The organism is Geodermatophilus sp. TF02-6 (genome assembly GCF_003319115.1).
Lineage (GTDB): Bacteria > Actinomycetota > Actinomycetes > Mycobacteriales > Geodermatophilaceae > Geodermatophilus.
Map to the genome: position 1 here is coordinate 1 of NZ_QOHF01000036.1, position 25,477 is coordinate 25,477.

The 25,477-nt window shown below is 74.7% G+C and carries 27 protein-coding genes and 1 tRNA gene; 18 read left to right on the forward strand and 10 right to left on the reverse strand.

From position 1 onward, the window contains the following. Nucleotides 1-88: 88 nt before the first annotated feature. Nucleotides 89-808, forward strand: a complete 720-nt coding sequence (locus tag DQ238_RS21520) for a xanthine dehydrogenase family protein molybdopterin-binding subunit (RefSeq protein WP_255418093.1) — start codon at nt 89-91, stop codon at nt 806-808. On the opposite strand, the gene DQ238_RS21525 is transcribed toward DQ238_RS21520, so the two are convergent. From DQ238_RS21525 to DQ238_RS21540, 3 genes are all read right to left on the reverse strand, one after another. Further along, nucleotides 742-2,046, reverse strand: coding sequence for an ABC transporter permease (locus DQ238_RS21525; protein WP_158550886.1), 1,305 nt, complete (start codon nt 2,044-2,046; stop codon nt 742-744). The two genes, DQ238_RS21520 and DQ238_RS21525, sit on opposite strands and share 67 nt — an antisense overlap. Before the next feature lie 70 nt (nt 2,047-2,116). Then, on the reverse strand, nt 2,117-3,175 hold the full coding sequence (locus DQ238_RS21535; RefSeq protein ID WP_199506503.1) for a sensor histidine kinase: 1,059 nt from the start codon (nt 3,173-3,175) through the stop codon (nt 2,117-2,119). A 78-nt stretch (nt 3,176-3,253) separates the two neighbouring features. Next, a complete protein-coding gene (locus DQ238_RS21540) occupies nt 3,254-3,742 on the reverse strand; it encodes a MarR family winged helix-turn-helix transcriptional regulator (RefSeq protein ID WP_113783300.1) in 489 nt (162 codons plus the stop codon). An 88-nt stretch (nt 3,743-3,830) separates the two neighbouring features. Here DQ238_RS21540 and DQ238_RS21545 point away from each other — a divergent pair, with 88 nt between their 5' ends. From DQ238_RS21545 to DQ238_RS21580, 8 genes are all read left to right on the forward strand, one after another. Beyond that, nucleotides 3,831-4,391, forward strand: a complete 561-nt coding sequence (locus tag DQ238_RS21545; RefSeq protein ID WP_113783319.1) for a YceI family protein — start codon at nt 3,831-3,833, stop codon at nt 4,389-4,391. A 97-nt stretch (nt 4,392-4,488) separates the two neighbouring features. Next, nucleotides 4,489-4,980, forward strand: coding sequence for a MauE/DoxX family redox-associated membrane protein (locus tag DQ238_RS24300; RefSeq protein WP_199506504.1), 492 nt, complete (start codon nt 4,489-4,491; stop codon nt 4,978-4,980). Further along, nucleotides 4,973-5,728 carry a thioredoxin domain-containing protein gene (locus DQ238_RS21555; protein WP_113783301.1) on the forward strand — a complete coding sequence of 252 codons (756 nt, stop codon included), beginning with the start codon at nt 4,973-4,975 and terminating at the stop codon, nt 5,726-5,728. Before DQ238_RS24300 ends, DQ238_RS21555 begins: the two co-directional genes overlap by 8 nt. 129 nt (nt 5,729-5,857) lie before the next feature. Next, a complete protein-coding gene (locus DQ238_RS21560) occupies nt 5,858-6,196 on the forward strand; it encodes a hypothetical protein (protein ID WP_113783302.1) in 339 nt (112 codons plus the stop codon). A gap of 108 nt (nt 6,197-6,304) precedes the next feature. Continuing rightward, nucleotides 6,305-8,194 carry a translational GTPase TypA gene (typA, locus tag DQ238_RS21565; RefSeq protein WP_113783303.1) on the forward strand — a complete coding sequence of 630 codons (1,890 nt, stop codon included), beginning with the start codon at nt 6,305-6,307 and terminating at the stop codon, nt 8,192-8,194. 276 nt (nt 8,195-8,470) lie between these two features. After that, nucleotides 8,471-9,628, forward strand: coding sequence for an aldose epimerase family protein (locus tag DQ238_RS21570; RefSeq protein WP_233496174.1), 1,158 nt, complete (start codon nt 8,471-8,473; stop codon nt 9,626-9,628). A gap of 181 nt (nt 9,629-9,809) precedes the next feature. After that, nucleotides 9,810-10,307: a DUF5994 family protein gene (locus DQ238_RS21575; RefSeq protein ID WP_113783305.1), complete on the forward strand. Its 498-nt coding sequence runs from the start codon at nt 9,810-9,812 to the stop codon at nt 10,305-10,307. A gap of 258 nt (nt 10,308-10,565) precedes the next feature. Beyond that, nucleotides 10,566-11,546, forward strand: coding sequence for an NAD-dependent epimerase/dehydratase family protein (locus DQ238_RS21580; protein ID WP_113783306.1), 981 nt, complete (start codon nt 10,566-10,568; stop codon nt 11,544-11,546). Between the two features lie 276 nt (nt 11,547-11,822). Here DQ238_RS21580 and DQ238_RS21585 read toward each other — a convergent pair whose 3' ends face one another. The 4 genes from DQ238_RS21585 to DQ238_RS21600 form a co-directional block, all read right to left on the reverse strand. Continuing rightward, on the reverse strand, nt 11,823-12,821 hold the full coding sequence (locus DQ238_RS21585; RefSeq protein ID WP_113783307.1) for a sulfite exporter TauE/SafE family protein: 999 nt from the start codon (nt 12,819-12,821) through the stop codon (nt 11,823-11,825). A 361-nt stretch (nt 12,822-13,182) separates the two neighbouring features. Continuing rightward, complete coding sequence (locus DQ238_RS21590; protein WP_113783308.1) at nt 13,183-14,184, reverse strand: inorganic phosphate transporter; 1,002 nt, start codon at nt 14,182-14,184, stop codon at nt 13,183-13,185. Between the two features lie 5 nt (nt 14,185-14,189). Continuing rightward, nucleotides 14,190-14,807: a DUF47 domain-containing protein gene (locus DQ238_RS21595; protein WP_113783309.1), complete on the reverse strand. Its 618-nt coding sequence runs from the start codon at nt 14,805-14,807 to the stop codon at nt 14,190-14,192. Nucleotides 14,808-14,914: 107 nt separating this feature from the next. Beyond that, a complete protein-coding gene (locus DQ238_RS21600) occupies nt 14,915-15,469 on the reverse strand; it encodes a sigma-70 family RNA polymerase sigma factor (RefSeq protein ID WP_113783310.1) in 555 nt (184 codons plus the stop codon). 74 nt (nt 15,470-15,543) lie between these two features. Between DQ238_RS21600 and DQ238_RS21605 the strand changes: the two genes are divergently transcribed. The 8 genes from DQ238_RS21605 (at nt 15,544) to DQ238_RS21640 (ending at nt 21,767) form a co-directional block, all read left to right on the forward strand. Further along, nucleotides 15,544-16,188, forward strand: a complete 645-nt coding sequence (locus DQ238_RS21605) for a zf-HC2 domain-containing protein (RefSeq protein WP_113783311.1) — start codon at nt 15,544-15,546, stop codon at nt 16,186-16,188. A 23-nt stretch (nt 16,189-16,211) separates the two neighbouring features. Further along, nucleotides 16,212-18,020, forward strand: coding sequence for a copper resistance CopC family protein (locus DQ238_RS21610; protein WP_113783312.1), 1,809 nt, complete (start codon nt 16,212-16,214; stop codon nt 18,018-18,020). A gap of 62 nt (nt 18,021-18,082) precedes the next feature. Continuing rightward, nucleotides 18,083-18,733: an SCO family protein gene (locus tag DQ238_RS21615; RefSeq protein WP_113783313.1), complete on the forward strand. Its 651-nt coding sequence runs from the start codon at nt 18,083-18,085 to the stop codon at nt 18,731-18,733. After that, a complete protein-coding gene (locus tag DQ238_RS21620) occupies nt 18,730-19,809 on the forward strand; it encodes a hypothetical protein (RefSeq protein ID WP_113783314.1) in 1,080 nt (359 codons plus the stop codon). The genes DQ238_RS21615 and DQ238_RS21620 overlap by 4 nt, the downstream gene beginning before the upstream one ends. 262 nt (nt 19,810-20,071) lie before the next feature. Continuing rightward, nucleotides 20,072-20,755, forward strand: a complete 684-nt coding sequence (locus tag DQ238_RS21625; protein WP_233496175.1) for a M23 family metallopeptidase — start codon at nt 20,072-20,074, stop codon at nt 20,753-20,755. 10 nt (nt 20,756-20,765) lie between these two features. After that, nucleotides 20,766-21,188 (forward strand): helix-turn-helix domain-containing protein, encoded by a 423-nt coding sequence (locus DQ238_RS21630; RefSeq protein WP_113783316.1) that lies wholly within the window; start codon nt 20,766-20,768, stop codon nt 21,186-21,188. A gap of 20 nt (nt 21,189-21,208) precedes the next feature. Further along, a complete protein-coding gene (locus tag DQ238_RS21635) occupies nt 21,209-21,622 on the forward strand; it encodes a VOC family protein (protein ID WP_113783317.1) in 414 nt (137 codons plus the stop codon). Between the two features lie 72 nt (nt 21,623-21,694). Further along, nucleotides 21,695-21,767: transfer RNA gene (locus DQ238_RS21640), tRNA-Ala, on the forward strand. 92 nt (nt 21,768-21,859) lie between these two features. Here DQ238_RS21640 and DQ238_RS21645 read toward each other — a convergent pair. Both DQ238_RS21645 and DQ238_RS21650 read right to left on the reverse strand, forming a co-directional pair. Further along, nucleotides 21,860-23,056: a tyrosine-type recombinase/integrase gene (locus DQ238_RS21645; protein ID WP_113783318.1), complete on the reverse strand. Its 1,197-nt coding sequence runs from the start codon at nt 23,054-23,056 to the stop codon at nt 21,860-21,862. 82 nt (nt 23,057-23,138) lie between these two features. After that, nucleotides 23,139-23,444: a helix-turn-helix domain-containing protein gene (locus DQ238_RS21650; RefSeq protein WP_113783321.1), complete on the reverse strand. Its 306-nt coding sequence runs from the start codon at nt 23,442-23,444 to the stop codon at nt 23,139-23,141. Nucleotides 23,445-23,813: 369 nt separating this feature from the next. Here DQ238_RS21650 and DQ238_RS21655 point away from each other — a divergent pair, with 369 nt between their 5' ends. Beyond that, a complete protein-coding gene (locus DQ238_RS21655; RefSeq protein WP_199506506.1) occupies nt 23,814-24,050 on the forward strand; it encodes a DUF433 domain-containing protein in 237 nt (78 codons plus the stop codon). 531 nt (nt 24,051-24,581) lie between these two features. Here the strand turns inward: DQ238_RS21655 and DQ238_RS21660 are convergent. Then, complete coding sequence (locus DQ238_RS21660) at nt 24,582-24,791, reverse strand: hypothetical protein (RefSeq protein WP_233496176.1); 210 nt, start codon at nt 24,789-24,791, stop codon at nt 24,582-24,584. Nucleotides 24,792-25,477: the final 686 nt, after the last annotated feature.

The following is a 25,477-nucleotide window of genomic DNA, read 5'->3' on the forward strand; positions in this document are numbered from 1 at the left end:
TCCATCACGGCCACCGCCGATCTTCGAAGCTTCGCAACTCCGAAGGATCACGCGGTGGCCGCCTTCACGCCAACCCCGAATCCCAGCAGTGCAACTCCCGGGGGGCCGGGAGGTTAAACGACAAGCTCAGATCGCCGCCGACGCGCTCGGGGTCGGCATGGACGCCGTCGAGCTGCGGATCGGCGACTCGGCGCTGCCGCAGGCCGGCGGCGCGGGCGGGTCGACCGGGCTGGCCTCGTGGGGGTCGGCGATCGTGCTCACCGCCCGCGAGCTGCACCGCCGGTTGGCGGCCTACGGCGGCCAGCTGCCGCCCGACGGGGTGATCGTGGACGGCGGGGCGGGCGGCCCCTCCCCGCACGCCGAGGCCTACTCGATGCACTCCTTCGGCGCCCACTTCGTCGAGGTGCGCGTCGACGCCGACACCGGCGAGGTGCGGGTGCCGCGGGCGAGCAGCGTGTACGCCGCGGGGCGCATCGTCAACGCCACGACCGCCCGCTCGCAGTTCCTCGGCGGCTTCTGCATGGGCCTGTCCATGGCGCTGCACGAGGAGTCGGTGCAGGACGAGCGGTTCGGCCACTACGCCAACCACGACCTGGCCGAGTACCACATCGCCACCAACGCCGACGTCGGCGAGATCGACATCAGCTGGCTCGACGAGGAGGACCCGCTGGTCAACGAGCTGGGCCTCAAGGGCATCGGCGAGCTGGGCATCGTCGGCGCCGCCGCCGCGGTGGCCAACGGCTACTGGCACGCCACCGGCCGGCGCGTCCGCGACCTGCCGATCACCCCCGACAAGTTCTTCCGCTGAGCAGCGGAGGGTGGGGTGCAGGAAACCTGCACCCCACCCTCCGCTTCAGGCGGCGAGGGCGGCGACGGGGGCGTGCGGGCGGCGCGGCGGGCCGGCAGCACCGAGGCCAGCAGCCCGGCGGCCGTGGCGACGACGACGATCGCGGCCACCTGCAGCCAGGGGACGTCGACCACGACCTCGCCGACCGTGCCGAGCACCGACGCGGTCCCGCTCACCCCGTACACCGCGCCCAGGACGACGCCGAGCACCGTCGCCACCTCCGACACCAGCACCGCCTCCCACGCCAGCAGCCCGCGCAGCTGGCCCCGGGTCAGCCCGAGCGCCCGCAGCAGGCCGTTCTCCTGCCGCCGCTCGACCACCGACAGCGCCAGGGTGTTGCCCACGCCGATCAGCGCGATGACCACGGCCACGCCGATCAGGCCGGTCACGACCAGCAGCAGGGTGTCGAGCACCGAGTCGATCGCCGCCCGCTCCCGGGCCAGCCCGGCCACCGCCGCGGTCGGCGCGGCGGCGCCGGTCAGGTCGGTGACGGCGTCGACCGCCCGGGTCTGCGCGTCGGCGTCGCCGTCGTCGAGCCGCAGCCACAGCTCGCCGACGCCGGCGTGGGGCGCCAGCCGGCGCAGCGCCTCGGCGCCGACCAGCGCGCTCGCGGTGTCGTTCGAGCCGACCAGCACCGCGGTCGCCGTCACCGCACCGGTCGGGGAGGTGAGCGTCACCGGGTCGCCCGCGGCGACCGACCAGCTCTCGGCGAGCTCCTCGGGCAGCACCACCTGGTCGGGACCCGGCGGCCGCAGCCCGGCGGTCGAGCGCAGCACCGGGGTGGCCGTCGCCGCGTCGACGCCCTCGACCCGCACCTGCTGCCCGTCGGGCCCGGTGACCGTCGCCGCGGTCAGCGCCGCGCCCCCCGCCACGCCGTCGACGGCCTCGAGCTCGCCGAGCAGCGAGGGTGGCAGCGGCTGCTCGGAGCGGACCACGACGTCGGTCGGGAAGGCCGCGGCCAGCTCCGCGGTGGCGGTGGCCCCGGTGGAGGCCGCGCCCACGACGAAGGCGGTGGTGAGGGTGACGCCGATGAGCAGCGCGGTCGCCGTCGCCGCCGTCCGCCGGGGGTTGCGCGTGGCGTTGCCGGCTGCGAGCCGGGCCGGGACGCCGCCGAGCCGGCCGACCAGCCGGCCCGCGGCCGCGACCACCGGCGGCACCGCCCGCTGGGCCAGCAGCACCACGCCGAGGAAGCTGGCCACCCGCCGGGCGCGGGCCGGCGTCCAGCCGCCCGCCGTGCAGCCGGGTGCGCTCGTGCATGCCGATCAGGCCCTAGCCCTGCCCGTCCGGGTTCGCCACCGCCGCCGACGCGCCGCGGCCGTCGTCGAGCACGGACAGCTCCAGCGCGTCGGGCCGCCAGTGCAGCCGCACCTCTGCCCGGCCGGTCGGGCCGGCGTGCTTGAGCACGTTGGTCAGCGACTCCTGCACGATGCGGTAGGCGGTCAGCTGCGGGCCCGCGGGCAGTCCGCGCGGCGTGCCCTCGACGAGCAGGTCGACGTCCAGGCCGCTGGCCCGGACGTCGCCGACCAGGCCGGCGATCGCGGCGACGTCCGGCTGCGGCGCGTACCGCTCGCCGCCGTCCTCGCGCAGCACGCCGAGCAGTCCGCGAATGTCGGCCAGCGCCTGCCGGCCGGTCGCGGCGATCGCCTCCAGCGCACCGGTGGCCGCGGCGGGGTCGGTGCGCCCGGCGTAGCGCCCGCCGTCGGCCTGGGCGATCACCACCGACAGGGAGTGGGCGACGACGTCGTGCACCTCCCGCGCGATGCGGGCCCGCTCGGCGGTGGCGGCCAGCCGCATCTCCTGGTCGCGCTCGAGCTCCAGCAGCCGGGCCCGCTCCTGCAGGTCGTCGAGCTCGCGCAGCCGCGCCCGGCGCAGGTCGCCGAGCGCCCAGGCGGCGACCACGGTGACCCCGATGGCACCCGCGCTGACCACCACGGACTGGCCGGCGGAGTAGTAGCGCAGCGCGGCGAGCACGGCGCCCAGCAGGCCGACCGCCAGCCCGGCCCGCCCGGCCCAGCGCGGGGCGTAGGCGGCCAGCGCGTGCACCATCACGAGGGCGGCGACGTTGGCCGGGAGGAACGCGTCGACGAGCGCCAGCTCCAGCAGCCCGCCGGCGATCACCACCGCGGCGGCCGGCACCGGCGCCCGGCGTCGCCAGGCCAGCGGAACGGTCAGCAGCAGGCCGACCAGCGTCTGCGCACCGCCACCCGCCGAGGTCGCCGGCAGCAGGACGGTGACCAGGCAGACCAACGTGGCGAGAGCGGCGTCCACGCCGAGCGGGTGGCAGCGCAGCCGGGCGGCCAGGCGCTCGAGGGGGAGGTGGCCGTCCACCGCGCCGACCCTAGGCAGCCCTGCCGCCCGGGTCGTCCACCCGGAGGAGGACCCGCCGTCGTGGCAGAGGGCCCTCTCTCAGCGGGGGCCGAGGTGGCGCAGCAGCGTCTCGCCGACGTCGCGCACCGCCGCGACCTGCTCGGGGGAGAGCTGGTCGAACAGGTGGGCGCGCACCCCCTCGACGTGCACCGGGGCGGCGGCCTCCAGCGCCGCGAAGCCCTCCTCGGTGAGGACGGCGAGCTGGCCGCGGCCGTCGTCCGGGCAGACCTGCCGGCGCACCCAACCGCGCTCCTCCAGCCGAGAGACCGCGTGCGAGAGCCGGCTGCGCGACGACAGGCAGCGGTCGGCGAGCTCGCTCATGCGCAGCATGTGGTCCTCGGTCTCCGACAGCGCGACCAGGATCTCGTAGTAGGTGTGCGGGATGCCGGTCTCGCGGACGAGCTCGCGGTCGAGCCGGTCGAGCAGGAGCTGGGCGCTGTAGAGCCACGCACGCCAGGCCCGCTGCTCCTCGGCGTCGAGCCAGCGGGGCTGCTCTCCCTGGGCGGCCGTCGTCCCGTGCGTGCTCATGCCTCCGAGGGTACTGGTGGAATAAGTGAGCCCTCAACTACGCTGCGGACCAGAACGAGGTCAAGCGCTCAACCACATGGAGGTCCCCATGACCAGCACCGCCGTCCAGATCCCCGGCTACGTCGTCGGCACCTGGGACGTCGACCCGACCCACTCCACCGTCGGCTTCTCGGTCCGGCACATGATGGTGAGCAAGGTGCGCGGCTACTTCCGCGAGTTCTCCGGCGAGATCGTCACCGCCGAGGACCCGACGCGGTCCAGCGTCACCGCGCGCATCGACATGGACTCGATCGACACCCGCCAGGCGCAGCGCGACGCGCACATCCGCTCGGCCGACTTCTTCGACGTCGCCAACCACACCGAGATGACCTTCCGCTCCACCGAGGTCCGCACCGACGGCGCCGACTGGACGGTGGTCGGTGACCTGACCGTCAAGGGCATCACCCGGCAGGTCGACCTGGGGCTCGAGGTCAACGGCTTCGGCCCCGACGCCTACGGCGGTACTCGCGCCGGCTTCAGCGCCCGGACCGAGATCTCCCGCAAGGAGTTCGGCGTCGACATCGATCTGCCGATGGACGGCGGCGGCGTCGTCGTCGGCGACAAGATCACCGTCGAGCTCGAGATCGAGGCCGTCCTGCGCACCGCCTGACGAAGGACCCCGATCCGCCCGGGGCCGTCGTCCCCTCCCAGCTCGTTCCCGGCGCGTCCGCAGGAACTCCGCGTGGTCCGGGGACGACAGTGGGGCCGTGAGACAGGAGCGGTTCGCCCACGTGCCGTGGGCGGCCACGGCCGCCCGGCTGGTGCTGGGCGGCGTGTTCGTCGTCGCCGGCGTGCTGAAGGTCCCCGACCCGGCGGCCGCGGTGCGAGCGGTCCGCGCCTACCAGCTGCTGCCCGAGTCCCTCGCCGCGCCGGTCGCCTTCGGCCTGCCGGTGGTCGAGATCGCCGTCGGCCTGGCGCTGCTCGCCGGGGTCTTCGTCCGGACGGCGGCGCTCGCGGCGGCCGCGCTGCTCGTCGTGTTCCTGGTCCGGGTGGGCTCGGCGTGGGCGCGCGGGCTGCGCATCGACTGCGGCTGCTTCGGCGGCGGGGGCGAGGTGGCCGCAGCGGACACCGCCTACCCCACCGAGGTGCTGCGCGACGGCGCGCTGCTCCTCGGAGCGCTCGTCCTCGCCCGGTGGCCGCGGTCCCGGCTGGCGCTCGGTGGCCGCCCGCTGCCCGAGGAGGTGCCGTCCCGTGCCTGAGAACGCCAGGCGGGCCGCCGCCCGCCGCCGGATCGAGGAGCGGCGCGCCGCCGAGGACGCGGCCCGCGCCCAGCGGCGCCGGCGGACCGTCGTCGGCGGCGTCGCGGCAGCCGTGCTGCTCGCGGTCGCCGTCGTCGTCGTGGTCGTCGTCCAGACCCAGCGGACGGCGACCTCGGCCACGGCCGCGGTGCCGGCCAACACCGCCGACGGTGGGGACGTCGTCGTCGTGGGCCCGGCCGACGCGCCGGTGACCGTCGACCTCTACTTCGACTACCAGTGCCCCAACTGCAAGGCCTTCGAGGACGCCGACGGGACGACGCTCGAGCAGCTGGTCGCCGCCGGCACCGTGCAGGTGCACCACCACGGCATGGCCTTCCTCGACACCGATGCCAACGACCGGTACTCGACCCGCGCCCTCAACGCCGCCGCCGCGGTGGTGGACGCCGCCGGCCCCGACGCCTTCCAGCGGTTCTCCGACCTGCTCTACGCCCACCAGCCGCCCGAGGGCGGCTCGGGCCTGACCGACGAGCAGCTGATCGGCTACGCGGCGCAGGCCGGCGCGAGCGGCGCGGCCGTCGAGCGCGCGATCCGTGACCTCACCTACGCCGACTGGGTCGCGCACGTCACCGACCAGGCCTCGAGGGACGGCGTCACCGGCACGCCCACGGTCCTGGTCGACGGCCAGCGGCTGTCCGACCTCTCGCCCGGCGGGCTCACCGCGGCCGTGCAGGCCGCCCAGCACGGGTGACCCGGCGGCAGTCGGGCATGGGATCCTCTACCTGCGTCTCCGGGCCCGATACGCAGGTGAGGGATCCCATACCTCGGCGCCGACCGGCCCGGGGCGCCCCGCCGCCCGGGGTTCGGAGAGACTGGGGTCATGACCAGCTCGACCCTCACCCGCACCCGCCCGTCGTCCCTGCTCGTGGCGGTGGGGTTGGCGGCCGGCTTCGGCGTCGCGCAGGGCACCGGCATCCGTGCGCTGGGCGGGGCGGTGCTCGTCGCGTGCGGAGCCGGCGCCGCCGCCCTCTGGATCCGCCGGCGGGGCTGGGCCGTCGCGGTGGGCCTGGGCCTGCTCTACCTGGCGGCGTTCGTGCTCGCCCACGTGCTGGCCCTCGGCCTCGGCGTCCCCGCCTGGCTGTCGGTGGCGTTGGTCACGATCGTCGCTGCCGGGGTGACGTTCGCGGTGGCCGACGGCCCGTGGGCGCAGGCCCGGTGACCGCCGGCACCTGGAGCGGGGGAAGGTCGCGACCCGTGCGGTCGTTGACCCTGACGCCGCGCGCGTCCGCGCGGCGCGATCCCGAACTCCCCTGAGGTGTCCTGCCGCATGCCCACCCGCGACGACCTGCGCAACGTGGCGATCATCGCCCACGTCGACCACGGCAAGACCACCCTGGTCGACGCCCTCCTCCGCCAGGCCGGCGCGCTCGGCCGCGCGAAGGGCGAGGGCACCGATGCCGACACCACGCAGGACCGCGTCATGGACTCGATGGACCTCGAACGTGAGCGCGGCATCACCATCCTCGCCAAGAACACCGCCATCCGGCTGGCCGACGCCCAGGGCAACCCCGTCGTCGTCAACATCGTCGACACCCCCGGCCACGCCGACTTCGGCGGCGAGGTCGAGCGCGGCCTGTCCATGGTGGACGGCGTCGTCCTGCTCGTGGACGCCTCCGAGGGCCCGCTGCCGCAGACCCGCTTCGTGCTGCGCAAGGCGCTGGCCAAGCGGCTGCCGGTGGTCCTCGTGGTCAACAAGACCGACCGCGCCGACGCGCGCATCGCCGAGGTCGTCGACGAGACCTACGAGCTGTTCATGGAGTTGCTCGAGGACAACGGGATGGATGCCGAGGCGCTGGAGTTCCCCATCGTCTACTCCAACGGCAAGACCGGGCAGGCCTCGCTCACCCGCCCGGCCGACGGCACCAGCCCCGACAGCCCCGACCTCGGCCCGCTGGTGGCCACCCTGCTCGAGACCATCCCGGCGCCGTCCTACGACGCCGAGGAGCCGCTGCGCGCACAGGTCACCAACCTCGACGCCTCCCCCTACCTCGGCCGGCTGGCGCTGCTGCGCATCCACTCCGGCACGATGAAGAACGGGCAGGCCGTCGCCTGGTGCCGCACCGACGGCACGGTCCGCAACGTCAAGATCACCGAGCTGCTCGTGACCGAGGGGCTCACCCGCACCCCGGCCGAGAGCACCGGCCCCGGCGACCTGGTGGCCGTCGCGGGCATCGAGGACGTCATGATCGGCGACACCCTCGCCGACCCGAACGACCCGCGCCCGCTGCCGCCGCTGACCGTCGACGAGCCGTCGATCTCGATCACCATCGGGATCAACACCTCGCCGATCTCCGGCCGCTCGGGCAAGAAGCTCACCGCGCGGCTCATCAAGAACCGGCTCGACCAGGAGCTGGTCGGCAACGTCAGCGTGCGCATGCTGCCCACCGAGCGCCCCGACACCTGGGAGGTGCAGGGCCGCGGCGAGCTGGCGCTGGCCATCCTGGTCGAGCAGCTGCGCCGGGAGGAGTTCGAGCTCACCGTCGGCCGCCCGACCGTCGTCACCAAGCAGGTCGACGGCAGGCTGCACGAGCCGGTGGAGCGGGTCACCATCGACACCCCCGGCGAGTACGTCGGCACGCTGACCCAGGCGCTGGCCGCCCGCCGCGGGCGCATGGCGAACCTCGTCCACCACGACACCGGCTGGGCGCGGATGGAGTACCTCGTCCCCTCGCGCGGCCTCATCGGGTTCCGCACCGAGTTCCTCACCGAGACCCGCGGCACCGGCGTCCTCCACCACGTCCTCGAGGGCTACGAGCCGTGGCAGGGCGATCTGCGCGCCCGCCCGACCGGCTCGCTGGTCGCCGACCGCTCCGGCGTGGCGACGTCGTACGCGATGTTCTCGCTGCAGGAGCGCGGCTCGCTCATGGTCGAGCCCGGCACCGAGGTGTACGAGGGCATGATCGTCGGCGAGAACTCCCGCCCCGACGACATGGACGTCAACATCACCAAGGAGAAGAAGCTCACCAACATGCGCTCCTCGACCGCGGAGGAGCTCGAACGGCTCATCCCGCCGCGGGTCCTCAACCTCGAGCAGGCGTTGGAGTTCTGCGCCGAGGACGAGTGCGTCGAGGTCACCCCCGCCGCCGTCCGGGTGCGCAAGGTGGTCCTCGACCAGACCGACCGCGCCAAGGCCCGCAGCCGCCGGCCGAAGGCCTGATCGCGCTCCGTCAGTCGGTCGTCGTCTGCGGGCACGTCCACCCGGCGTGTCCGGCGGTGTCCGGTGCACGCCGACGACGACCGACGACGGAGGGGACGTGGTCGGACAGGGTGTCCCGTGCCACCGCGCGACGATGCCGGTGCACCGCCACGGACATCGGAGTCCCCCATGCCTGGACACATGCCTGGACACATGCCTGGACACATGCCTGGACGCCCCGCCGCTCTCCCGTCCCCCTCGTCGACCCCTCGGGCGCGACGGCGTCGCTGGCCGGTCGTGGCCGCGCTCGGCGCCGGGCTGCTCGCCACCGGCCTCGCGTCCCCGGCCGGCGCGACCGACGACGACGGCGCGAGCACGACCGTCGAGCCGTTCGGCACCACGCCCGAGGGCACCTCCGTCGAGCGCTGGACCCTGGCCAACGGCGAGATGACGGTCCGCGTGCTCACCTACGGCGGCGTCATCCAGACGCTGGAGGTGCCCGACGCCGACGGGGAGGTCGGCAACGTCGTCCTCGGCTTCCCCGACCTGGCCGGGTACGTCTCCGACGACGACCCCTACTTCGGCGCCCTCATCGGCCGCTACGGCAACCGCATCGCCGGCGGCCGGTTCACCCTCGACGGCACGACCTACCAGCTCCCGCTCAACGACGGCCCGAACACCCTGCACGGCGGGCCGCAGGGCTTCGACGACCAGGTGTGGCAGGCCACCCCGGTCGGCGACGACGACGTGGCCGCCCTGCGGCTCGAGCTGGTCAGCCCGGACGGCGACCAGGGCTTCCCCGGCACCCTGACCACGACCGTCACCTACAGCCTCGACGCGGACTCGCGCCTGTCGATCCACTACGCGGCCACGACCGACGCCCCGACCGTCGTGAACCTCACCAACCACACCTACTGGAACCTGGCCGGTGAGGGTTCCGGCGACGTCTACGACCAGACGCTGCAGATCCACGCCGGCGCCTACACCCCGGTCGACGAGACGCTCATCCCGACCGGCGAGATCGCGCCGGTGGCGGGCACCCCGTTCGACTTCCGCGAGCCCACCGCCGTCGGCGCCCGCATCCGCGAGGACGACCAGCAGTTGCTGTACGGGCAGGGCTACGACCACAACTGGGTCCTCGACCGCACCGACGACGGGGCGCGCGAGGGTTCCGACAGCGAGGACGCCCTGGAGGAGGCGGCGGTCGTGCACGACCCGGGCAGCGGCCGGACCCTGACCATCTCCACCACCGAGCCCGGCCTGCAGTTCTACTCGGGCAACTTCCTCGACGGCACGCTCGTCGGCACCGGCGGCCACGTCTACCGCCAGAGCGACGCGGTCGTGCTGGAGACCCAGCACTTCCCCGACTCGCCCAACCACCCGGACTTCCCGTCGACGGTGCTGCGGCCCGGCGAGGTCTACGACAGCACCACGGTGTTCGCGCTGGCGCACTGACGCCAGCGCAGGCGGATCCGTTCGGAGCGGGAGGTCGTGAGCGGTCCGTGGCCGACGGTGATGACGAGCCGGGGACGGCGACCCCCCGCCAGCGGCACGCCGGGACGCGTCGGGGTGGCTGCCTATGTTGACCTCGGGGCCGTGTCTCCAGGCCCCGGGCTGATGAGGAGGCGCGACGCTGATGAGGACGACCCTGCAGACGCTGGCGGCCGAGGGGCACCGCGGGGGGATCGACGTCCGGGTGAGCCTGCGCAGCGACGTGGGGTCCGGTGAGCAGGCCTTCGACGGCGCGTGGTTCCCGCGCAGCCGCGACCTCGCCGTCGAGCTGCCCGAGCTGATCGCCGCGCTGGACAAGCGGGGCCTGCGGATCGAGCGGTTCACCTACCCGCTCGACGTGTGGTCCCCGGCGCCGCGCAAGGTGGTCGTCGGCGGCCGGGTGGTGCGCACCGGCGGGTTCCGCAGCATGGACCCCGGCGTGGTGTGCCTGACCTGGGCCGGCGCCACCCGCCGCGCGGACCTGCTCGTCGTCCCGCCGGAGACCGACGTCATCACCGGAGCGCGGGCGCTGCGGCTGTGCATCCGCCAGGGCCTGCCCCGCTCGCCGCAGATGGTGCTGGCCGCGGCTCGGTCCACGCCGCTGCCGCAGGTACCCGGCCTGCCCTACACGCGGGCGGTCTGAACAAGGACCTCCCTGCCCCCTTGAAGGACCCCCTTGCCCCCCGCCACTCGCCAGCTCGCGGCGGGTCCCTGCAAGGGGGCCGTCAGGGCTCGCGGCGGGACCGTGCAGGGGGCCGGCCTCGGGGTGGGGCCACGGCGGGGCCCGGGAGGGGGCCACCCTCCCACCGCTCGCGAGCTCGGGGCGGGGCTCGGGAGGGGGGCCTACGCCGACCGCGAACCGGCTGGACGGTGGGGGAGTCGCTGGGCTGGGCTGTCGGGCATGCGACTGCTCGTCCTCGGCGGCACCCACTTCCTCGGCCGGCACGTGGTGACCGCCGCCCTCGACCGCGGCCACGAGGTGACGACCTTCACCCGCGGCGTCTCCGGTGATCCGCCGGACGGCGCCTGCGTGCTGCACGGCGACCGGGACGACCCCGCCGCGCTCCCGACCGCGCTGGACGGCTGGGTGCCCGAGCTCGTCGTCGACACCTCCTGCCAGTCCCGAGCCGCCGCGCGGAACGCCGCGGCCGCGCTGGCCGGGGCCCGCGGGTACGCCTTCGTCAGCAGCCTCAACGCCTACCGGAACTGGCCGCCGGGCCCGATCGGCCCCGAGGACGACGAGCCGACCTGGCAGACCGACGACGAGGAGTACGGGCCGGTCAAGGCCTCCGCCGAGCGGGAGATCGGCGCGGCCCTCCCCGGCCGGTTCCTCACCGCGCGGGCCGGGTTGATCGTCGGCCCGTACGACCGGGTGCACCGGCTGGGCTGGTGGCTGCAGCGGATCGCCCGCGGCGGGCGGGTCGTCGTCCCCGACGCGCTGGACCAGCCCATCGCCGCGGTCGACGCCCGCGACCTCGCCGGCTGGCTGGTCGGGACGGCCGAGCGGGGCGCAGCCGGCGCGGTCAACGCCACCGGGCCGGCGGGGATGAGCACCCTCGGCGGTCTGCTGGAGCTGTGCCGGGGGATCACCGGCGGCGACGCCGAGTGGGTGCCGGTGCCCGAGGCCGACCTGCGGGCCGCGGGCGTGCAGCCGTGGGTGCACCTGCCGCTGTGGCTGCCGGCCGGGCTGGCCCGGACCGCGTGGGACGTCGACACCACCCGGGCGCGGCAGCTCGGGCTGCCCAGCCGGCCGCTGGGCGAGTCGATCGCGGACACCTGGGCCTGGCTCTGCCGGGTCGACGAGCTCCCGTCCCCGCCGCACGGCCTGCCCGCGCCCGGCCTGCCCGCCGAGCTGGAGACCGCGCTGCTGGCCTCCCACTGACCACGCACCGCCGGCCATGATCAGCTGGGATCACCGCAGCGCGTCCTGGCTCACCGCGGACCGTGAGCCAGGACGCCTCGGAGTGAGCCAGGACGGCGGCGGGGGCCAAGAGCTCACCGCGGGTGGCCAGGATGCGAGAGGCCCCGCCCGGGGACATGCCGGGCGAGGCCTCTCTCGGATCGCCTCCTCCCGGACAGGGCCCCGTCCCGGACCCCACCGGCCACCTGCAGGGTCCCGCCCTGAGCTTGCGAGGGGTGGGGGGCAGGGGGTCCTTGCTCAGTCCTGCGGGGCGGACGGCCGACCGGCGAGGTTGCGTCGCAGGTCGGCGGCGTCGGCGCCGTCCGCCGGCAGTGCGATCTCGTGCTGCAGCCGGGCCGCCTCGGCGGCGAGGGCGTCGGCCGACTCCTGCGCGCGGTCCTTGCGGTACTCGCGGAAGGAGTGGACGACGGCCGCGGCCCAGATCGCGTAGATGACGGCGTAGACCGCGTAGCGCACCGGATCGGCCGCGTCGATCCAGTCGCTCTTGAGCAGGGTGCGGGTGTTGGTCAGCACGATGATCCCCCCGACGAGCGAGCCGAGCATCCGCGGCGGGACGTGCCGGACCAGCCAGGCGGCGAGCGGCGCGGCGACCAGACCGCCGCCGAGCAGGCCGAGCACCCACAGCAGGTTGATGCCCTGCGAGCCGAGCGCGAGGAGGAAGCCGAGGCTGGCGGCCAGCGCGACCAGGAACTCCGAGGTGTCGATCGAGCCGATGACCTTGCGCGGCTCCATCCGGCCGCTGGCCAGCAGCGCAGGGGTGCCCACCGGGCCCCAGCCGCCGCCACCGGTGGCGTCGACGAAGCCGGCGACCAGCCCGAGCGGGCCGAGGAAGCGCTTGCGCATCGGCTTGCCCAGGTGGCGGCGGTCGACGCCGCGGAGGGTGAACCGGACGAGCAGGTAGACGCCCAGGGACAGCAGGATCAGCGCCATGACCGGGGCGGCGACCTCGGTCGAGAGGTTGGCGAGCACGGTGGCGCCGAGGAAGGCGCCGAGCGCACCGGGCAGGCCGACCTTGGCGACGACCTTCCAGTCGACGTTGCCGAACTTCCAGTGGGAGAGACCGGACGCGAGCGTCGTGCCGATCTCGGCGAGGTGCACGGTGGCCGACGCGGCGGCCGGGTTGGTGCCGATGGCGAGCAGCAGGGTGGTGGACGTGACGCCGTAGGCCATGCCGAGGCTGCCGTCCACGAGCTGCGCGCCGAGGCCCACGAGGGCGAGCAGGACGAGGGTCTTCACGGGGGGACTCCGGATCCGGGGAGGGGCCGCGGGCGCGCACCAGGGCGCGGCACGACGCGGGAAGAGCGGGGGAGGGGGCGCGGAGCGCGCGGGGTCAGCAGCCCGGACAGCGGGCGGTGCAGACGCGCAGCAGGTCGACGTGGATCCGCCCCACGAGGAGCACCGTCGTCGCCGCCACGAGCGATATGTCTACCAGATCGATCGGGATACGCCCACAGCCGTTCCCATCCTGCGGGACGGTGCACCGGCCGATCCGGTTCCCCTCCGCGGCCGTCGGGTGACGTGGCTGAGAGCCCGGCCAGCGCGCGGCTCCCTCCTCGGCGTCCCCGAGCGTGCGAGGGGACCCATGAGGAGTCCTTCTTCAGGCGGCGACGGCGTCGGTGAGGACGTAGGCCAGGCCCGCGACCGCGCCGGCCGCCGGCAGCGTGACGACCCAGGCGACCACGATGTTGCCGGCCACGCCCCAGCGCACCGCCGAGAGCCGCCGGGTCGAGCCGACGCCCATGATCGAGGTGGTGGTGATGTGCGTCGTGGAGACCGGGACGGCGAAGACGGTGGCGGTGGCGACCATGACCCCGGACGCCACCGTCTGTGCGGCGAAGCCGCCGGCCGGGGTGAGCTGGATGACCCGCCGGCCGAGCGTGCGCATGATGCGGTAGCCGCCGGCGTAGGTGCCGGCGCTGATGGCCAGGGCCGCGGCGAGGATGACCCAGAACGGCACGACGAAGTCGCTGATCACGCCGGCGGTGACGAGAGCCAGGGTGATGATGCCCATCGTCTTCTGCGCGTCCTGCATGCCATGGCCCAACGCCATGGTGGCGGAGCTGACGATCTGCGCGTAGCGGAAGTTGCGGTTGACCCGGTGGGCGTTGGCCTTCCGGAACAGCCACAGGATGCCGAGCATGAACAGGTAGCCCAGGCCGAAGCCGACCAGCGGCGAGACGACCATGGGGACGACGACCTTCTCGAAGACCCCCATCCACTGCACCGTGTGCGCGGCGGCCAGCGCGGCGCCGACCAGGCCGCCGATCAGGGCGTGGGAGGAGGACGACGGCAGCCCGAACCACCAGGTGATCAGGTTCCAGGTGATCGCCCCGATCAGCGCCGCGAACACGATCTTCAGCCCGTCGGCGCCCTCGGGGGTGTCGATGATGCCCTCGCCGACCGTGTGCGCGACCCTGGTGGAGATCGTCGCGCCGACCAGGTTCGCCACCGCCGCCAGACCCAGCGCCACCCTCGGCGTCAGCGCCTTGGTGGAGACGGCGACGGCGATCGCGTTGGCCGCGTCGTGGAAGCCGTTGGTGTAGTCGAAGGCCAACGCCACCAGGACGATGACGACCAGGGCGACGAAGGCCGCGTCCATCCGGGTCAGGACTCCTTGACGGCGATCGTCTCGACCACGTTCGCCACGTGCTCGAAGGCGTCCGCGGCCTCCTCGAGCTGGTCGGCCACCTCCTTGAGCTTGAGGATCTCCAGCGCGTCGAACTCCCCGCTGTAGAGGCGGGACAGCAGCCGCCGGTAGAGCTTGTCGGCCTCGTTCTCGATGCGGTTGACCTCGATCCAGTACTCGGAGAGGTCCTTCATCGTGCGCAGCCGCGGCATCGCCTCGGCGGTGGTCTGCGCGGCCCGCTGCAGCAGCGCGCTCTGCTGGCTCATCTCCGCCGGCAGGGTGCCCAGGCCGGTGAGGACCACCAGGTCGGCCGCGGCTTCCACGAAGTCCATGACGTCGTCGAGGTCGCTGGCCAGGTTGTAGATGTCCTCGCGGTCGAACGGCGTCACGAAGCTGGTGTTCAGCTGCCGGAAGATCGCGTGCGTGGACTGGTCGCCGGCGTGCTCGAGCTCGCGGAGCCGGTCGGCCAGCTCGCCGCGCCGGGCGTGGTCGTGGATGAACTCGCTGAGGACGTCCGTGGCCGCCACCAGGTTCTCCGCAGACGCGGTGAACAGTGGGTAGAAGCTGGAGTCCTTGGGGGTCAGGCTGAAGGGCACGGCGTGAGGCTCCGGATCGGCTGGGGACGCCGTCCACCCGCCCTCCTGGCGGTCGCACGGCCGTCGGGCAGCATAGGTCCCCCTCCGCCGGCGCGTTCACGCAGTGGTCAGGCCCGTGCCACGTCCACGTCGTCCCCACCGAGGGCCGCGACGAGGTCGGCCCGAGCCCGGGCGACCCTCGACCGGATGGTGCCGACCGGGCAGCCGGCCACCTCGGCGGCCTCGGCGTAGGACAGCCCGAGCAGCTGGGTCAGCACGAAGGCCTCCCGGCGGTCGGGGCCCAGCCGGGCCAGCAGGTCGGCGACGGCGGCGTCCTCACCGACCCGGTCGGCGCAGTCGGCGCGGTCGAGGGCCTCCAGGTCGGCGTCGTCACGCACCAGGGTCAGCCGGCGGCGCCGGCGCGCGCGCACCGCGTCGGCGCAGACCCGCCGCGCGATGGCCAGCAGCCAGGTCCGCAGGGAGGAGCGACCCTCGAAGCGGTGCAGGGCACCGAAGGCCCGCAGGTAGGTCTCCTGGGTCAGGTCGTCGGCGGACTGCCGGTCGCCGAGGGCCGCGCACAGCCGCCAGACGTCGGACTGGGTGGCCCGCACCAGCGCCGCGGCGGCCAGGGGGTCGTCGACGGCGGCGGCGGCCAGCCGCTCCAGGTCCTCCACGTGCTGCATCCTCCCGGTCGACCGTCGACCGGGACCCGCCCCGGGGTGGGAACCACCGCGGCCCGGAGGACGACCACCCCATCATGCAGTGCGCGACCTACCGCGAGGCGTTCTCGGCCCGGCTCGACGGCGAGCCGACCGGACTGGCCGAAGGCTCGCTCGACGCCCACCTGGGGGCCTGCGCCGCCTGCGCCGCGTGGGCCCGGCAGGCCGAACGGGTCACCCGGCGCACCCGGCTGGCTCCGGCACCGGCCGTGCCCGACCTGACCGCGGCGGTCCTGGCCGCGCTGCCCCGGGAGCTGCCCGGCGTCGCGGCGGCCGCCCGCGCCCGGCTCGCCGGGACGGCGCTGCGCCTGGCGCTGCTGGCGGTCGGCGTGGCGCAGGCCGGGGTCGCCTGGCCCGCGTTGAGCACCGGCGCCGCGGCGATGAGCGCGCCGGTGCACATGGCGCACGAGAGCGGCGCCTGGAACCTCGGCATCGCCGCGGCCTTCCTCGCGGTGGCCGCCGCCCCCCGCCTGGCCGCGGGGGCGCTGCCCTTCCTCGGCACCTTCGCGGCGCTGCTCACCGCGCTGACCGTCGCCGACCTGCGCGCGGGCCGGGTGCACGCCGACCGGGCCGTCACCCACCTGCTGGTGCTGGCCGGCGTGGCCCTGGTGGCCGCCGTCGCGTGGCAGGGCCGACGCCGGCGGGTCGTGCCCGCGGTCGGGCGGGAGCGGGTGCCGGCGTGACGGCGCCGGGCAGCAGGGCCAAAGTGGCCACTTCGGCCCACCGCGGGCGGCGGGCGCTCGTGGTGCTGCTCGCCCTGCTGGGTGCCTGGCTGGGCGCCGGGGTGGTGACGGCGCCGCCCGCCGCCGCGCACGCGGAGCTGGTGTCCAGCGAGCCGGCCGACGGCGCCCGCCTCGCGCAGGCCCCGGCGCAGGTGACCCTCGAGTTCAGCGAGGAGGTCTCGCTGGGCGCCGGGTACGTGCGGGTGCTCACCTCGGGCGGGCAGCGGGCCGACGCGGGCACGCCGACCGTGGACGGGACCGCCGTCACCGTCGCCCTGCGCAGCGGCCTGCCCGACGACGGCTACCTGGTCACCTACCGGGTGGTCTCGGCCGACGCGCACCCGGTGTCGGGTTCCACCTCCTTCGTCGTCGGCGACGGCGCGCCGGTGTCCGCGGGCGCGGCCGCCGGTTCGGGCGGCACCGACCCGGTGGTCGCCGCGGCCCTGCCGGTCGCCCGCTGGGTGGGCTTCGCCGGGCTGGCCCTCGGCCTGGGCGTCCCCGTCCTGCTCCTGGTCGGCTGGCCGGCGGGCTGGGGCTCGCCGCGGCTGCGCCGGATGGCGACCGCCGGGCTGGTCGCCGTCGCCGCCGGGGCGGTGCTGGCCTTCCTGCTCCAGGGGCCCTACGCGGCCGGCAGCGGGCTCGGCTCGATCGTCGACCCGGCGCTGCTGGGCGCCACCGCCTCCTCCGAGAACGGGGTCGCCTCCCTGGTCCGGGTCGTCCTGGCGGCCGCCCTGGCGCTCGTCCTGCGGCCGGTGTGGCTGGGCGGGACGCCGCCGGGCCGGCCGCAGCTGCTCGCCGGGGCGGCGCTCGCCGTCGCCCTGGTGGGCACCGTCGCCGCCGTCGGCCACCCGGTCGCGGGGCCCTGGCCGGCGCTGGCCGTGGCGTCCGCGGCGGTGCACGTGGCGGCGATGGCGATCTGGCTGGGAGGGCTGGCCGGGCTGCTGGTCGGCGTCCTCCGCGAGGACGCGCCGGCGGCCGAGCTCGTCCGCGCCCTGCCCCCGTTCTCCCGGCTGGCCGCCGGGTCGGTGACCGCGCTGGTGGTCACGGGCGTCGTCCAGACGGTGCGGGAGGTGGGCTCGCCGGCCGCCCTGGTGACGACGACCTACGGATGGCTGCTGCTGGCCAAGCTGGTGCTGGTGCTGGTGCTGCTGGCCGTGGCCGGCATCTCCCGGGTGTGGGTGCAGCAGCACCTCGGCGTCCACCGGCCCCGGCCGGCGCCACGGCGGCGGGTGACCGCGCACGCCTTTGCCGCCGCCACCGCCGCTGGCGACCCGGGCGCGGACCCGGTCGTCGCCGCGGCCGCGGGCGCTCGCGCCGAGGTCCAGGCCGCGGCCGCCGCGGCCGAGCGGCCGGCGCTGCGCCGGTCGGTGCTGGTCGAACTGTCGATCGGCGTCGTCGTGCTGGCGCTGTCGGCCGTCCTGGTGGGCGCTCCGCCGGCCCGCGCGCAGGTCGCCCGGCCGGTGGAGGTCACCCTGCCGCTGCAGACCCCGGCGGGCGCCGACGGCTCCGTGCAGGTGTCGATCGACCCGGCCGCCGTCGGTGCGAACACCCTGCACCTGTACTACTTCGACGACGCCGGCCGGCTCGCCCAACCGGTCGACATCCGGGCGACCCTCACCGAGCCGGCCCAGCAGATCGGGCCGATCCAGGTCGACCTGCAGCCGGGCGGGCCGGGCCACTACGTCGGTGACGGGATGGCGATCCCCGGCGCCGGCACCTGGACCCTCGCGGTGACCGTCCGGCTCGACGAGTTCACCGCCGGCACGGCGAGCACCACGTTCCCGGTGCGCTGACCGGTGTCCCGCTGCTGCGCCGCCGGCCGGGCGGAGCGGCCGGGCCGTCGTACCGTGGCGTCGTGACTGCCCACCGTCGGGGCCGGCTGGCCGCCCTGGTCGCCTCGGCCGGGCTCGTGCTGGCCGGCTGCGGCAGCGCGGTCGCCGACAGCGCGGGGCACGAGCACCCCGGCGGCGCCGCGGCGGTCGAGGGGCCGCAGGACCGCTACGCCGGCATCGACCTGCCCGACCCCTACCAGCGGCCGTCGTTCACCCTCACCGACACCGACGGGCGGCCCTACGACTTCGCGGCCGCCACCGCCGGCGCGCCCACGCTGCTGTTCTTCGGCTACACGAACTGCCCCGACGTCTGCCCGACCACGATGGCCGACGTCGCCGTCGCGCTGCGCGGCCTCGACCCGGCGCTGGCCCGGCAGGTGCGGGTGGTCTTCGTCACCACCGACCCGGCGACCGACACCCCCGCGGTGCTCGCCGAGTACCTGCGCCGCTTCGACGCCGACCTGCCGACCCGCTTCGTCGGGCTGACCGGCGACCAGGTCGCCGTCGACCGGGCACAGCTGGCGGCGGGCGTGCCGCTGGCCGAGGAGCAGGGCCGGCTGCACTCCTCGCTGCTGCTGCTCTACGGCTCCGACGACCTCGCCCACGTGGCCTTCGACGCGGGCAACACCAGCCGGGACATCGCCGGCGACCTCACCCTGGTGGCGGGGGGGTGAGGGGCGGGGCCGCGCGCGTCCTGGTCGTCGTCCTCGGTGCGCTGGCCGCGCTCTGGGTGGCCGGCCCGGCGTCGGCGCACGTCGGGGGCGGGCGCGCGGGCAGCGACTTCGCCGCCCGCGTCCTCGCGGTCGACCCGCCGATGCCCGGCGTCTCGGTGCGGGTGCTCTCCTTCGGCGACGAGTTCGAGGTGGTCAACCCCACGGCCACCGACGTCGAGGTGCCCGGCTACTCCGACGAGCCCTACCTGCGGATCGGTCCGGACGGCGTCTGGCGCAACGCGAACAGCCCGGCCACCTGGATCAACCTCGACCGCTACGGCCGCACGTCGCTGCCGCCCGACGCCGACCCGGCCGCCGCGCCGGAGTGGGTCCGGGTCTCGACCGAGCCGCAGTACGTGTGGCACGACCACCGGACGCACTGGATGAGCCCGGACCTGCTGCCCCCGGCGGTGGCGGCCGACCCGACCGCCGAGCACGTGGTCTCCGAGTGGGTGGTGCCGATGGCCTACGGCGGCACCCCGGTGCAGGTGCGCGGGGAGCTCACCTGGAGCCCGCCGCCCTCGCCGTGGACGGTGTGGCCGCTGTGCGCCGTCCTGGCGCTGGCCGGTGGCGCCGCCGGGCTGCTGGCCCGCACCCCGCGGCCGCTCGGTGCCCTCCTGCTGCTCGGGAGCGCGGCCGCGCTGTACCACGCGGCCGCCACGCCGGAGCCACCGGCGAGCGTCTCCTCGCACGCCGGCGCGGTCGTCTCCGCGCTGCTGCCGGCCCTGACCTCCGTCGCCGTCGCGGCGCTCGGCCTCCTCGCCGCCCGCCGCGGCCGGGGCGGGGTGACCGGCCTGCTGGCCGTCGTCCTCGGCTGGCTGCTGCTGGTGCAGGGGCTGCCCGACGTCGACGTCCTGTGGACCGCGCACGTGCTGACGGCCGGCCCGGCCCTGCCGGCCCGGGCGGCGGTGGTGGTGCTGCTGGCCCTCGGCGTCGGCTGCGTCCTCGGCGGCCTGGCCGCCGTCCGGCGCTTCCGGGAGCCCGGGAGGCGCCGCGCGCCGCACCCCGCTGCCGACGAGCCGGTCCCCGCTGCCTGACCCCGCTGCCTGACCCGGTCGACGACGCCGAGACCAGGTCGTCCCGGACCGGGGACCGCTCACCCCCCGGTGTGACCCGAGTGGCGGGTGGGACGGCGTCGGCGGCGTGTCGCGGAGGACGCGCCGAACAGCCGGTCACGAGTCCGTCACGCCGTGTTTGGATCGCCGTCGACCTCTCGGCCCGGGAACGGGCCGTCCTCCCCTCGAGACGGGTGGGTGCATGGCCGGTCGGCGTCGCGCTCAGCGCCCTGCGAGCGCCCTGGTGTCCGGACGGCGTCGCGGGCCGCTCCTGCTGGCCGCCCTCGTGGCGGGCGGGGTGGTCGCGGGTGTCGCCGGCGTGACGGGGGCGCCCGACGCCGCCGCCGAACCGACGGAGGTCCTGGCGGCCCGGATGGAGCTGGTCACCACCGACGAGGACGTCGAGCTGCTGCCGCAGGCCTCGATCTCGGTCGCCGAGGCGCAGGCCCGGCTGGCGGAGGTCGCCGCGTCGCGGGCGCAGCGGGCGGCGGCGGAGGCGGCAGCTGCGGAGGCGGCTGCGGAGGCGGCCCGGCCCAAGGCGGTGCTCCCCGTGTCCGGAGCGCGGCTGAGCAGCACCTTCGCCGCCCGCTGGGGCACCTTCCACTACGGCATCGACCTCGCCGCGCCGCTGCGCACGCCGGAGTATGCGGCCGCCGACGGCGTCGTCCTGCGCGCAGGAGCGGCCAGCGGGTTCGGGCTGGCGGTCTACATCCTGCACGAGAACGGCGACGTGACCGTGTACGGCCACATGGACCGGATCCTCGTCGAGCCCGGCCAGTACGTGGAGGCGGGGGAGACCATCGCCCTGCTCGGCAACCGCGGTCAGTCCACCGGCCCGCACCTGCACTTCGAGGTGCACCGGGGCGGGATCGACGGGGAGCGCATCGACCCGATCCCGTGGCTGGAGGAGCGCGGCGTCGAGGTCTGACCGTGGTGGGATGCGGCACGTGGGTCGCGCGGTCGAGGACGTCAACCGGCGGATGCTGCGGGCGCGGGACGCGATGGACTGCGCCTACGCCGAGCCGCTCGACGTCCCGACCCTGGCCCGGATCGCCCAGGTGTCCGAGGCCCACTTCATCCGCACGTTCCGCGCCACCTTCGGGGAGACGCCCAACCGCTACCTGCAGCGACGCCGGGTGGAGCGGGCGATGTTCCTGCTGCGCGCCACCGACCGCAGCGTCACCGACATCTGCATGGACGTCGGCTTCAGCAGCCTGGGCACGTTCAGCCGGGTGTTCCGGGACGTCGTCGGGGAACCGCCGAGCGCCTACCGCCGGCGCGGCCCCCTGGCGCCGGTGCCCACCTGCTTTGCGATGGCCTGGCTGCGACCGAGCAGTTTCGGAGAAGCGCCGGCGGAGTGAGGGCCCCTAGCGTTCCGCGCATGCTGACCGCGATCACCATCTCCCAGGTCTACGTGCTCGACCAGGACCAGGCGCTCGACTTCTACGTCGGCAAGCTCGGCTTCGAGGTCACGGCGGACATGATGTTCGGACCGATGCGCTGGCTGACCGTCGCGCTGCCCGGTCAGCCCGACCGGGCGGTGCTGCTCGAGCAGCCGGGGCCGCCGGCGCTGAGCGACGAGACGGCCGGGCAGGTGCGCGAGATGGTCACCAAGGGCGCCGCCGGTGGCCACCTGTTCTTCTCCTGCGACGACGTCGCGCGGACCCACGCCGAGCTGACCGCGAAGGGGGTCGAGATCACCGAGGAGCCGGTCGACCGGGGCTACGGCATCGACTTCGGCCTGCGCGATCCGTTCGGCAACCACCTGCGCATCGCGCAGATGAAGCAGCCCTGACCCCCGCGCCGGGACCCCCTCACCGCCCTGTACAGTTGCTCCCGGCTCGGACGCACCAGACCGGGCCGGTCCGGGGCTGTGGCGCAGCTGGTAGCGCACCACACTGGCAGTGTGGGGGTCAGGGGTTCGAGTCCCCTCAGCTCCACCCCTCTGACCAGGCTGTTCCTCCTCCGGAGGGGCGGCCTGAGTCGTCTGTGGTGCCAGCGTGGTGGCCATTGGAGCAGATGTGGTGCCCGGTCAGTCCCACAGCGCCTGGCCCATGCGGTTCGCGGCGTCCCGGCCGAGGGTCGGCATCACGTGGCTGTAGGTGTCCGTCGTCGTGCGCATCTGTGCGTGGCCGAGCACCTCCATGACGACTCGAGGGTGCACGCCCTCGGACAGCAGCAGGGTCGCTGTGGTGTGCCGCCCGTCGTGCAGTCGGACCTCGCGCACGCTCGCCTGGCGCAGGAGGGTCTTCCAGGCACGCCAGTCCGACTTGCGCTCGATTGGCCGGCCGTTGGGCTGGGCGAAGACCAGGTCGTGGTCCTCCCAGAGGGGACCGGCGGCGATGCGCTCCTCGAGCTGGGCCGCCCTCTGCGCCTTCAACGCATCTACGAGTTGTGCCGGCAGCGCCAGGTTCCGGCGGCTGTGGTCGGCCTTCGGCTCCTCGTAGACCAGGCCCCGCCCGCTGATCCGGTGCAGCCCGCGCCGGACGCTCAGTGTGCCGTTGGCCAGGTCGACGTCGCTCCACCGCAGGGCGAGCGCTTCGGACTGACGCAGCCCGACGGCCAGCGCCACGGTCCACCGGGCGGCGTTGCGATGCGTCTGCGCGGCGTCCATCACCTTCCTGGCCTCCTGCGCGCTCAGCGGCAGGGCGGTCTTCGGCCGCTTGACCGTGGGCGGATCGACGAGTGTGGCGACGTTGCGGGCGACCTTGGCGCGCTGCGAGGCGACGCGTAGAGCGCGGGAGAGCACCCGATGGGCGCGGAGGATCGAGGCCGGGCTCAACCCCTTGTCGGAGAGCGCGCCGTAGAGGCGTTCCAGGTGTTCCGGTTGCAGCCGGTCGAGCCGGTGGTGCCCAATGCCTGGGCGGAGGTGCAGCCGCACGGTGCTGCGGTAGCTCTCCAGAGTCCGCGCGCGGACCTTCCGGGCCGCGATGTTGTCCAGCCAGTGGTCCAGCCACTCACCGACCGTGGGTGCGCGGCCGGCTGCGTCGATCACACCGGCGTCCCGCTTGGCCTCGATGGCGCGGACTTTGGCGACCACGTCGGCGCGCTTGGCGCCCGAGACGTGGCGTCGGTCGCGTCGTCCGTTCTCCTTCTTGCCCATCGACACGAAGCGGTGCCACCGACCGTCCTCGTCTCGGTAGATGGAGGACTCGCCGCTGGCGCGCTTATTGTTCCCTGCCGTCCGACGCCGCGGAGTCGTGCTGTCTCGTTCCTCGGCGTCCGTCATCGGTCGCTCCCTGCGTCGCTGGTCCAGACTTGGCGTCGAGTGTCGTGGTGCGCGCTGACCTCAGGTGCTGGGAATCCACAGGTCAGGCTCGTTCCACCGGGTCGGAGGTGAGCTCGAACAAGCCGCGTTGGTTCGTGCTGGTTCGCCGGTGTCGGCGCGGGTGAGCCGGAGCGCTCGGCGCGGGAGCCTCGAGCCGACGGACGTAGCGCTCGAGCTCGGCCCGGGAGATCCGGCAGCTGCGGCCGATGTGCACCGAGCGCAGGTCGCCGGCCTTCATCAGGGCGTAGATCGTGGTGCGGCCGACGCGGAGCACCGCGGCGGCCTCCTCGGGTGTGAGCAGCAGCGGGTCGCCGGAGAGCAGGTCCCGAGGTCGCCGCGCGTCGCCCATGTCGCCCTCCTCGTCGGCGGCCTCGTGCGCCGGCGTTCGGCGCGGCAGCCCCACCTGGAGAAGGCGCCATTTTCGGCCGATTGGTGACACTGCACGGCGAAGTTCCTGTTTTTCTCCGGTTCTCTTGCAGTCCGGGCCCTCGATCACCGAGGGGCGGCGTCCTTGGAGTCCCTCGTCCTCCCGGCTTGCTCCGGCGTGTCTCCGGTCTTCCTCCGGTACGTCGAGGGGCTCGGGCGGTGTCATGCGATCGCAGGCGTTCGGGCGGTCGCCGGTCGCACCGCAGGCGTCGAGGGTCCGGCTCGACGAGGTCCGCACGGTCCGGGGCCCGGCGTGCTGGGCTGGGTTGGCGGGCACGGGCACACTGGGCGCGTGCGCTCCGAACGGCTGGGGTTGATCAGCACCGATCCGGCCGGGATGAGTGGCCAGGCGGTGATCGCCGGCACTCGCGTGCCGGTCAGCGTGGTGCTCGACTGCCTTGCCGCCGGCAGGAGCGCCGAACGGATCGCCTCGCAGTACCCGACCCTGACCTCCGAGGATGCGCGCGCGGCCGCCGCGTACGGAGCGCTACTGGCTCGCGAGGAACTGGTGCCGCTCAGCCCTGAGTGAGGGTTGAGCCTTGCGATCGCCGGCAACGTCACCCCGGTCGCAGACCTGCAGCGCCGGACCGACAACCCGATCGACTGCGTACTCGGATACCTCGCCTGCGTGCCCTTCAGCGGCCCATCTCGGCTGCCTCACCGGACAAGATCACGAGCCGACACACCTCATGCACTCAGGACGGTCCAATCCGTTGTAACGAGTAGATGGCGACGCGGGTGACAGGGTGCGGTCGGCTGGCGAACGGCAAGCCACGCGAGGTCACCGGGATGCCTGGGACCCCTCGCGCGGGCTCGGAGCGTCCTCCGGGTAGGGCGTTGCTCGGCCGGAGGGTCACCTGCCGTCCAGCAGGGCCGGGAGCCACGTCGCCCGCGACGGCCAGTGGCGCGCCGGTTGGGGTGACGTCAGGCCGGTCGGGTCGTCACCGCCCCCGTCAGCTTTGTCACCCCCGTTGGCTTCCCGCTCCACGACAACTGTCCCGACGTCACCGTCGACGCCTGTGCCGTACAGGAGCAGTACGGCAGGTCCGGCTCCGGGCAGTCAGGGCAGGTCGGGCGCGCCGCTCCGGCGGGCCCGCCGCCGGTAGGCCTGCAGGACCGGGTCCAGTGCCCGGCCGAGGGCGGGCAGGTCTCGGTCGTAGACGCGCCCGTTGTCCAGTTGACTGGCGAGTTCGTTGAGCAACCTCGGCCAGTCCCGGCGGGTCGGCTCGAGGGGGACACGGATCTCGATCCGCCGCTCGACCACCTGCACCGCCCTCCGGCCGGAGGTCGCCGCGCGGCGCTGCTCCCAGGCCCGATGCCGGCAGGTGGCCGAGCACCACTTCGGGATCGGACCGCGGCTGCGCGGCGTGATCGGTCCACCGCACCATCCGCAGGCCGTCGCGGCGATGCGGCGTTCGGGCCCGTCCGCCGCAGGGTCGGCCTGGTCCGGACGGGGGGGGGGGGCTCTACTGCGTTCTGCTGCTGGCGTTGGCGGCGTTGTTGCTCGCGCGCCCGCCGTCGGGCCCGGTACTCAGGGGTGCCGCTGGTACCCATGCCCCTGAGTGTGCAGGCGGTCCTCCGGGAACCCGTCACCACGAGTTTCCTGCTGGCCTGGATGCACTAGGTGTGACGGCGCGCGATCTTGATTGCTGCACTTGCTGATGAGAACGTCTTCAGTGTCCGGCGACGCCGCGATTACTTGGTGCGGGTAGAGCCCGTAGCTGTGTGTGGCGCGGGGTCCTCGGGTGCCGCTTGATTGCTGCCGTAGAGCGCGTGGGTCTGTATCCCTGGCAGAGGGCCCTCCGGACGTCGATCGGTCGCAGCGGGAGGACCTGAGTTCCGCAGCTGAGCTCGGTTCCTGGTGACGGGACGGCGCGTTTACCCAGGTCGTGGCGGAGGCAGTTCGGCGGGACTCCGGAGTGCCTGGTAACGGAGCTTGGCGCGTAACCGCTTGTC

What these genes read in the sequence shown, in the direction of transcription:
- DQ238_RS21630 (WP_113783316.1), top strand. Translation starts at nt 20,766, where the DNA reads ATGCGGCACGTGGGTCGCGCGGTCGAGGACGTCAACCGGCGGATGCTG.
- DQ238_RS21645 (WP_113783318.1), bottom strand. Translation starts at nt 23,056, where the DNA reads ATGACGGACGCCGAGGAACGAGACAGCACGACTCCGCGGCGTCGGACG.
- DQ238_RS21600 (WP_113783310.1), bottom strand. Translation starts at nt 15,469, where the DNA reads ATGCAGCACGTGGAGGACCTGGAGCGGCTGGCCGCCGCCGCCGTCGAC.
- DQ238_RS21560 (WP_113783302.1), top strand. Translation starts at nt 5,858, where the DNA reads ATGACCAGCTCGACCCTCACCCGCACCCGCCCGTCGTCCCTGCTCGTG.
- DQ238_RS21545 (WP_113783319.1), top strand. Translation starts at nt 3,831, where the DNA reads ATGACCAGCACCGCCGTCCAGATCCCCGGCTACGTCGTCGGCACCTGG.
- DQ238_RS21590 (WP_113783308.1), bottom strand. Translation starts at nt 14,184, where the DNA reads ATGGACGCGGCCTTCGTCGCCCTGGTCGTCATCGTCCTGGTGGCGTTG.
- DQ238_RS21575 (WP_113783305.1), top strand. Translation starts at nt 9,810, where the DNA reads ATGAGGACGACCCTGCAGACGCTGGCGGCCGAGGGGCACCGCGGGGGG.
- DQ238_RS21580 (WP_113783306.1), top strand. Translation starts at nt 10,566, where the DNA reads ATGCGACTGCTCGTCCTCGGCGGCACCCACTTCCTCGGCCGGCACGTG.
- DQ238_RS21605 (WP_113783311.1), top strand. Translation starts at nt 15,544, where the DNA reads ATGCAGTGCGCGACCTACCGCGAGGCGTTCTCGGCCCGGCTCGACGGC.
- DQ238_RS21635 (WP_113783317.1), top strand. Translation starts at nt 21,209, where the DNA reads ATGCTGACCGCGATCACCATCTCCCAGGTCTACGTGCTCGACCAGGAC.
- typA (WP_113783303.1), top strand. Translation starts at nt 6,305, where the DNA reads ATGCCCACCCGCGACGACCTGCGCAACGTGGCGATCATCGCCCACGTC.
- DQ238_RS21650 (WP_113783321.1), bottom strand. Translation starts at nt 23,444, where the DNA reads ATGGGCGACGCGCGGCGACCTCGGGACCTGCTCTCCGGCGACCCGCTG.
- DQ238_RS21540 (WP_113783300.1), bottom strand. Translation starts at nt 3,742, where the DNA reads ATGAGCACGCACGGGACGACGGCCGCCCAGGGAGAGCAGCCCCGCTGG.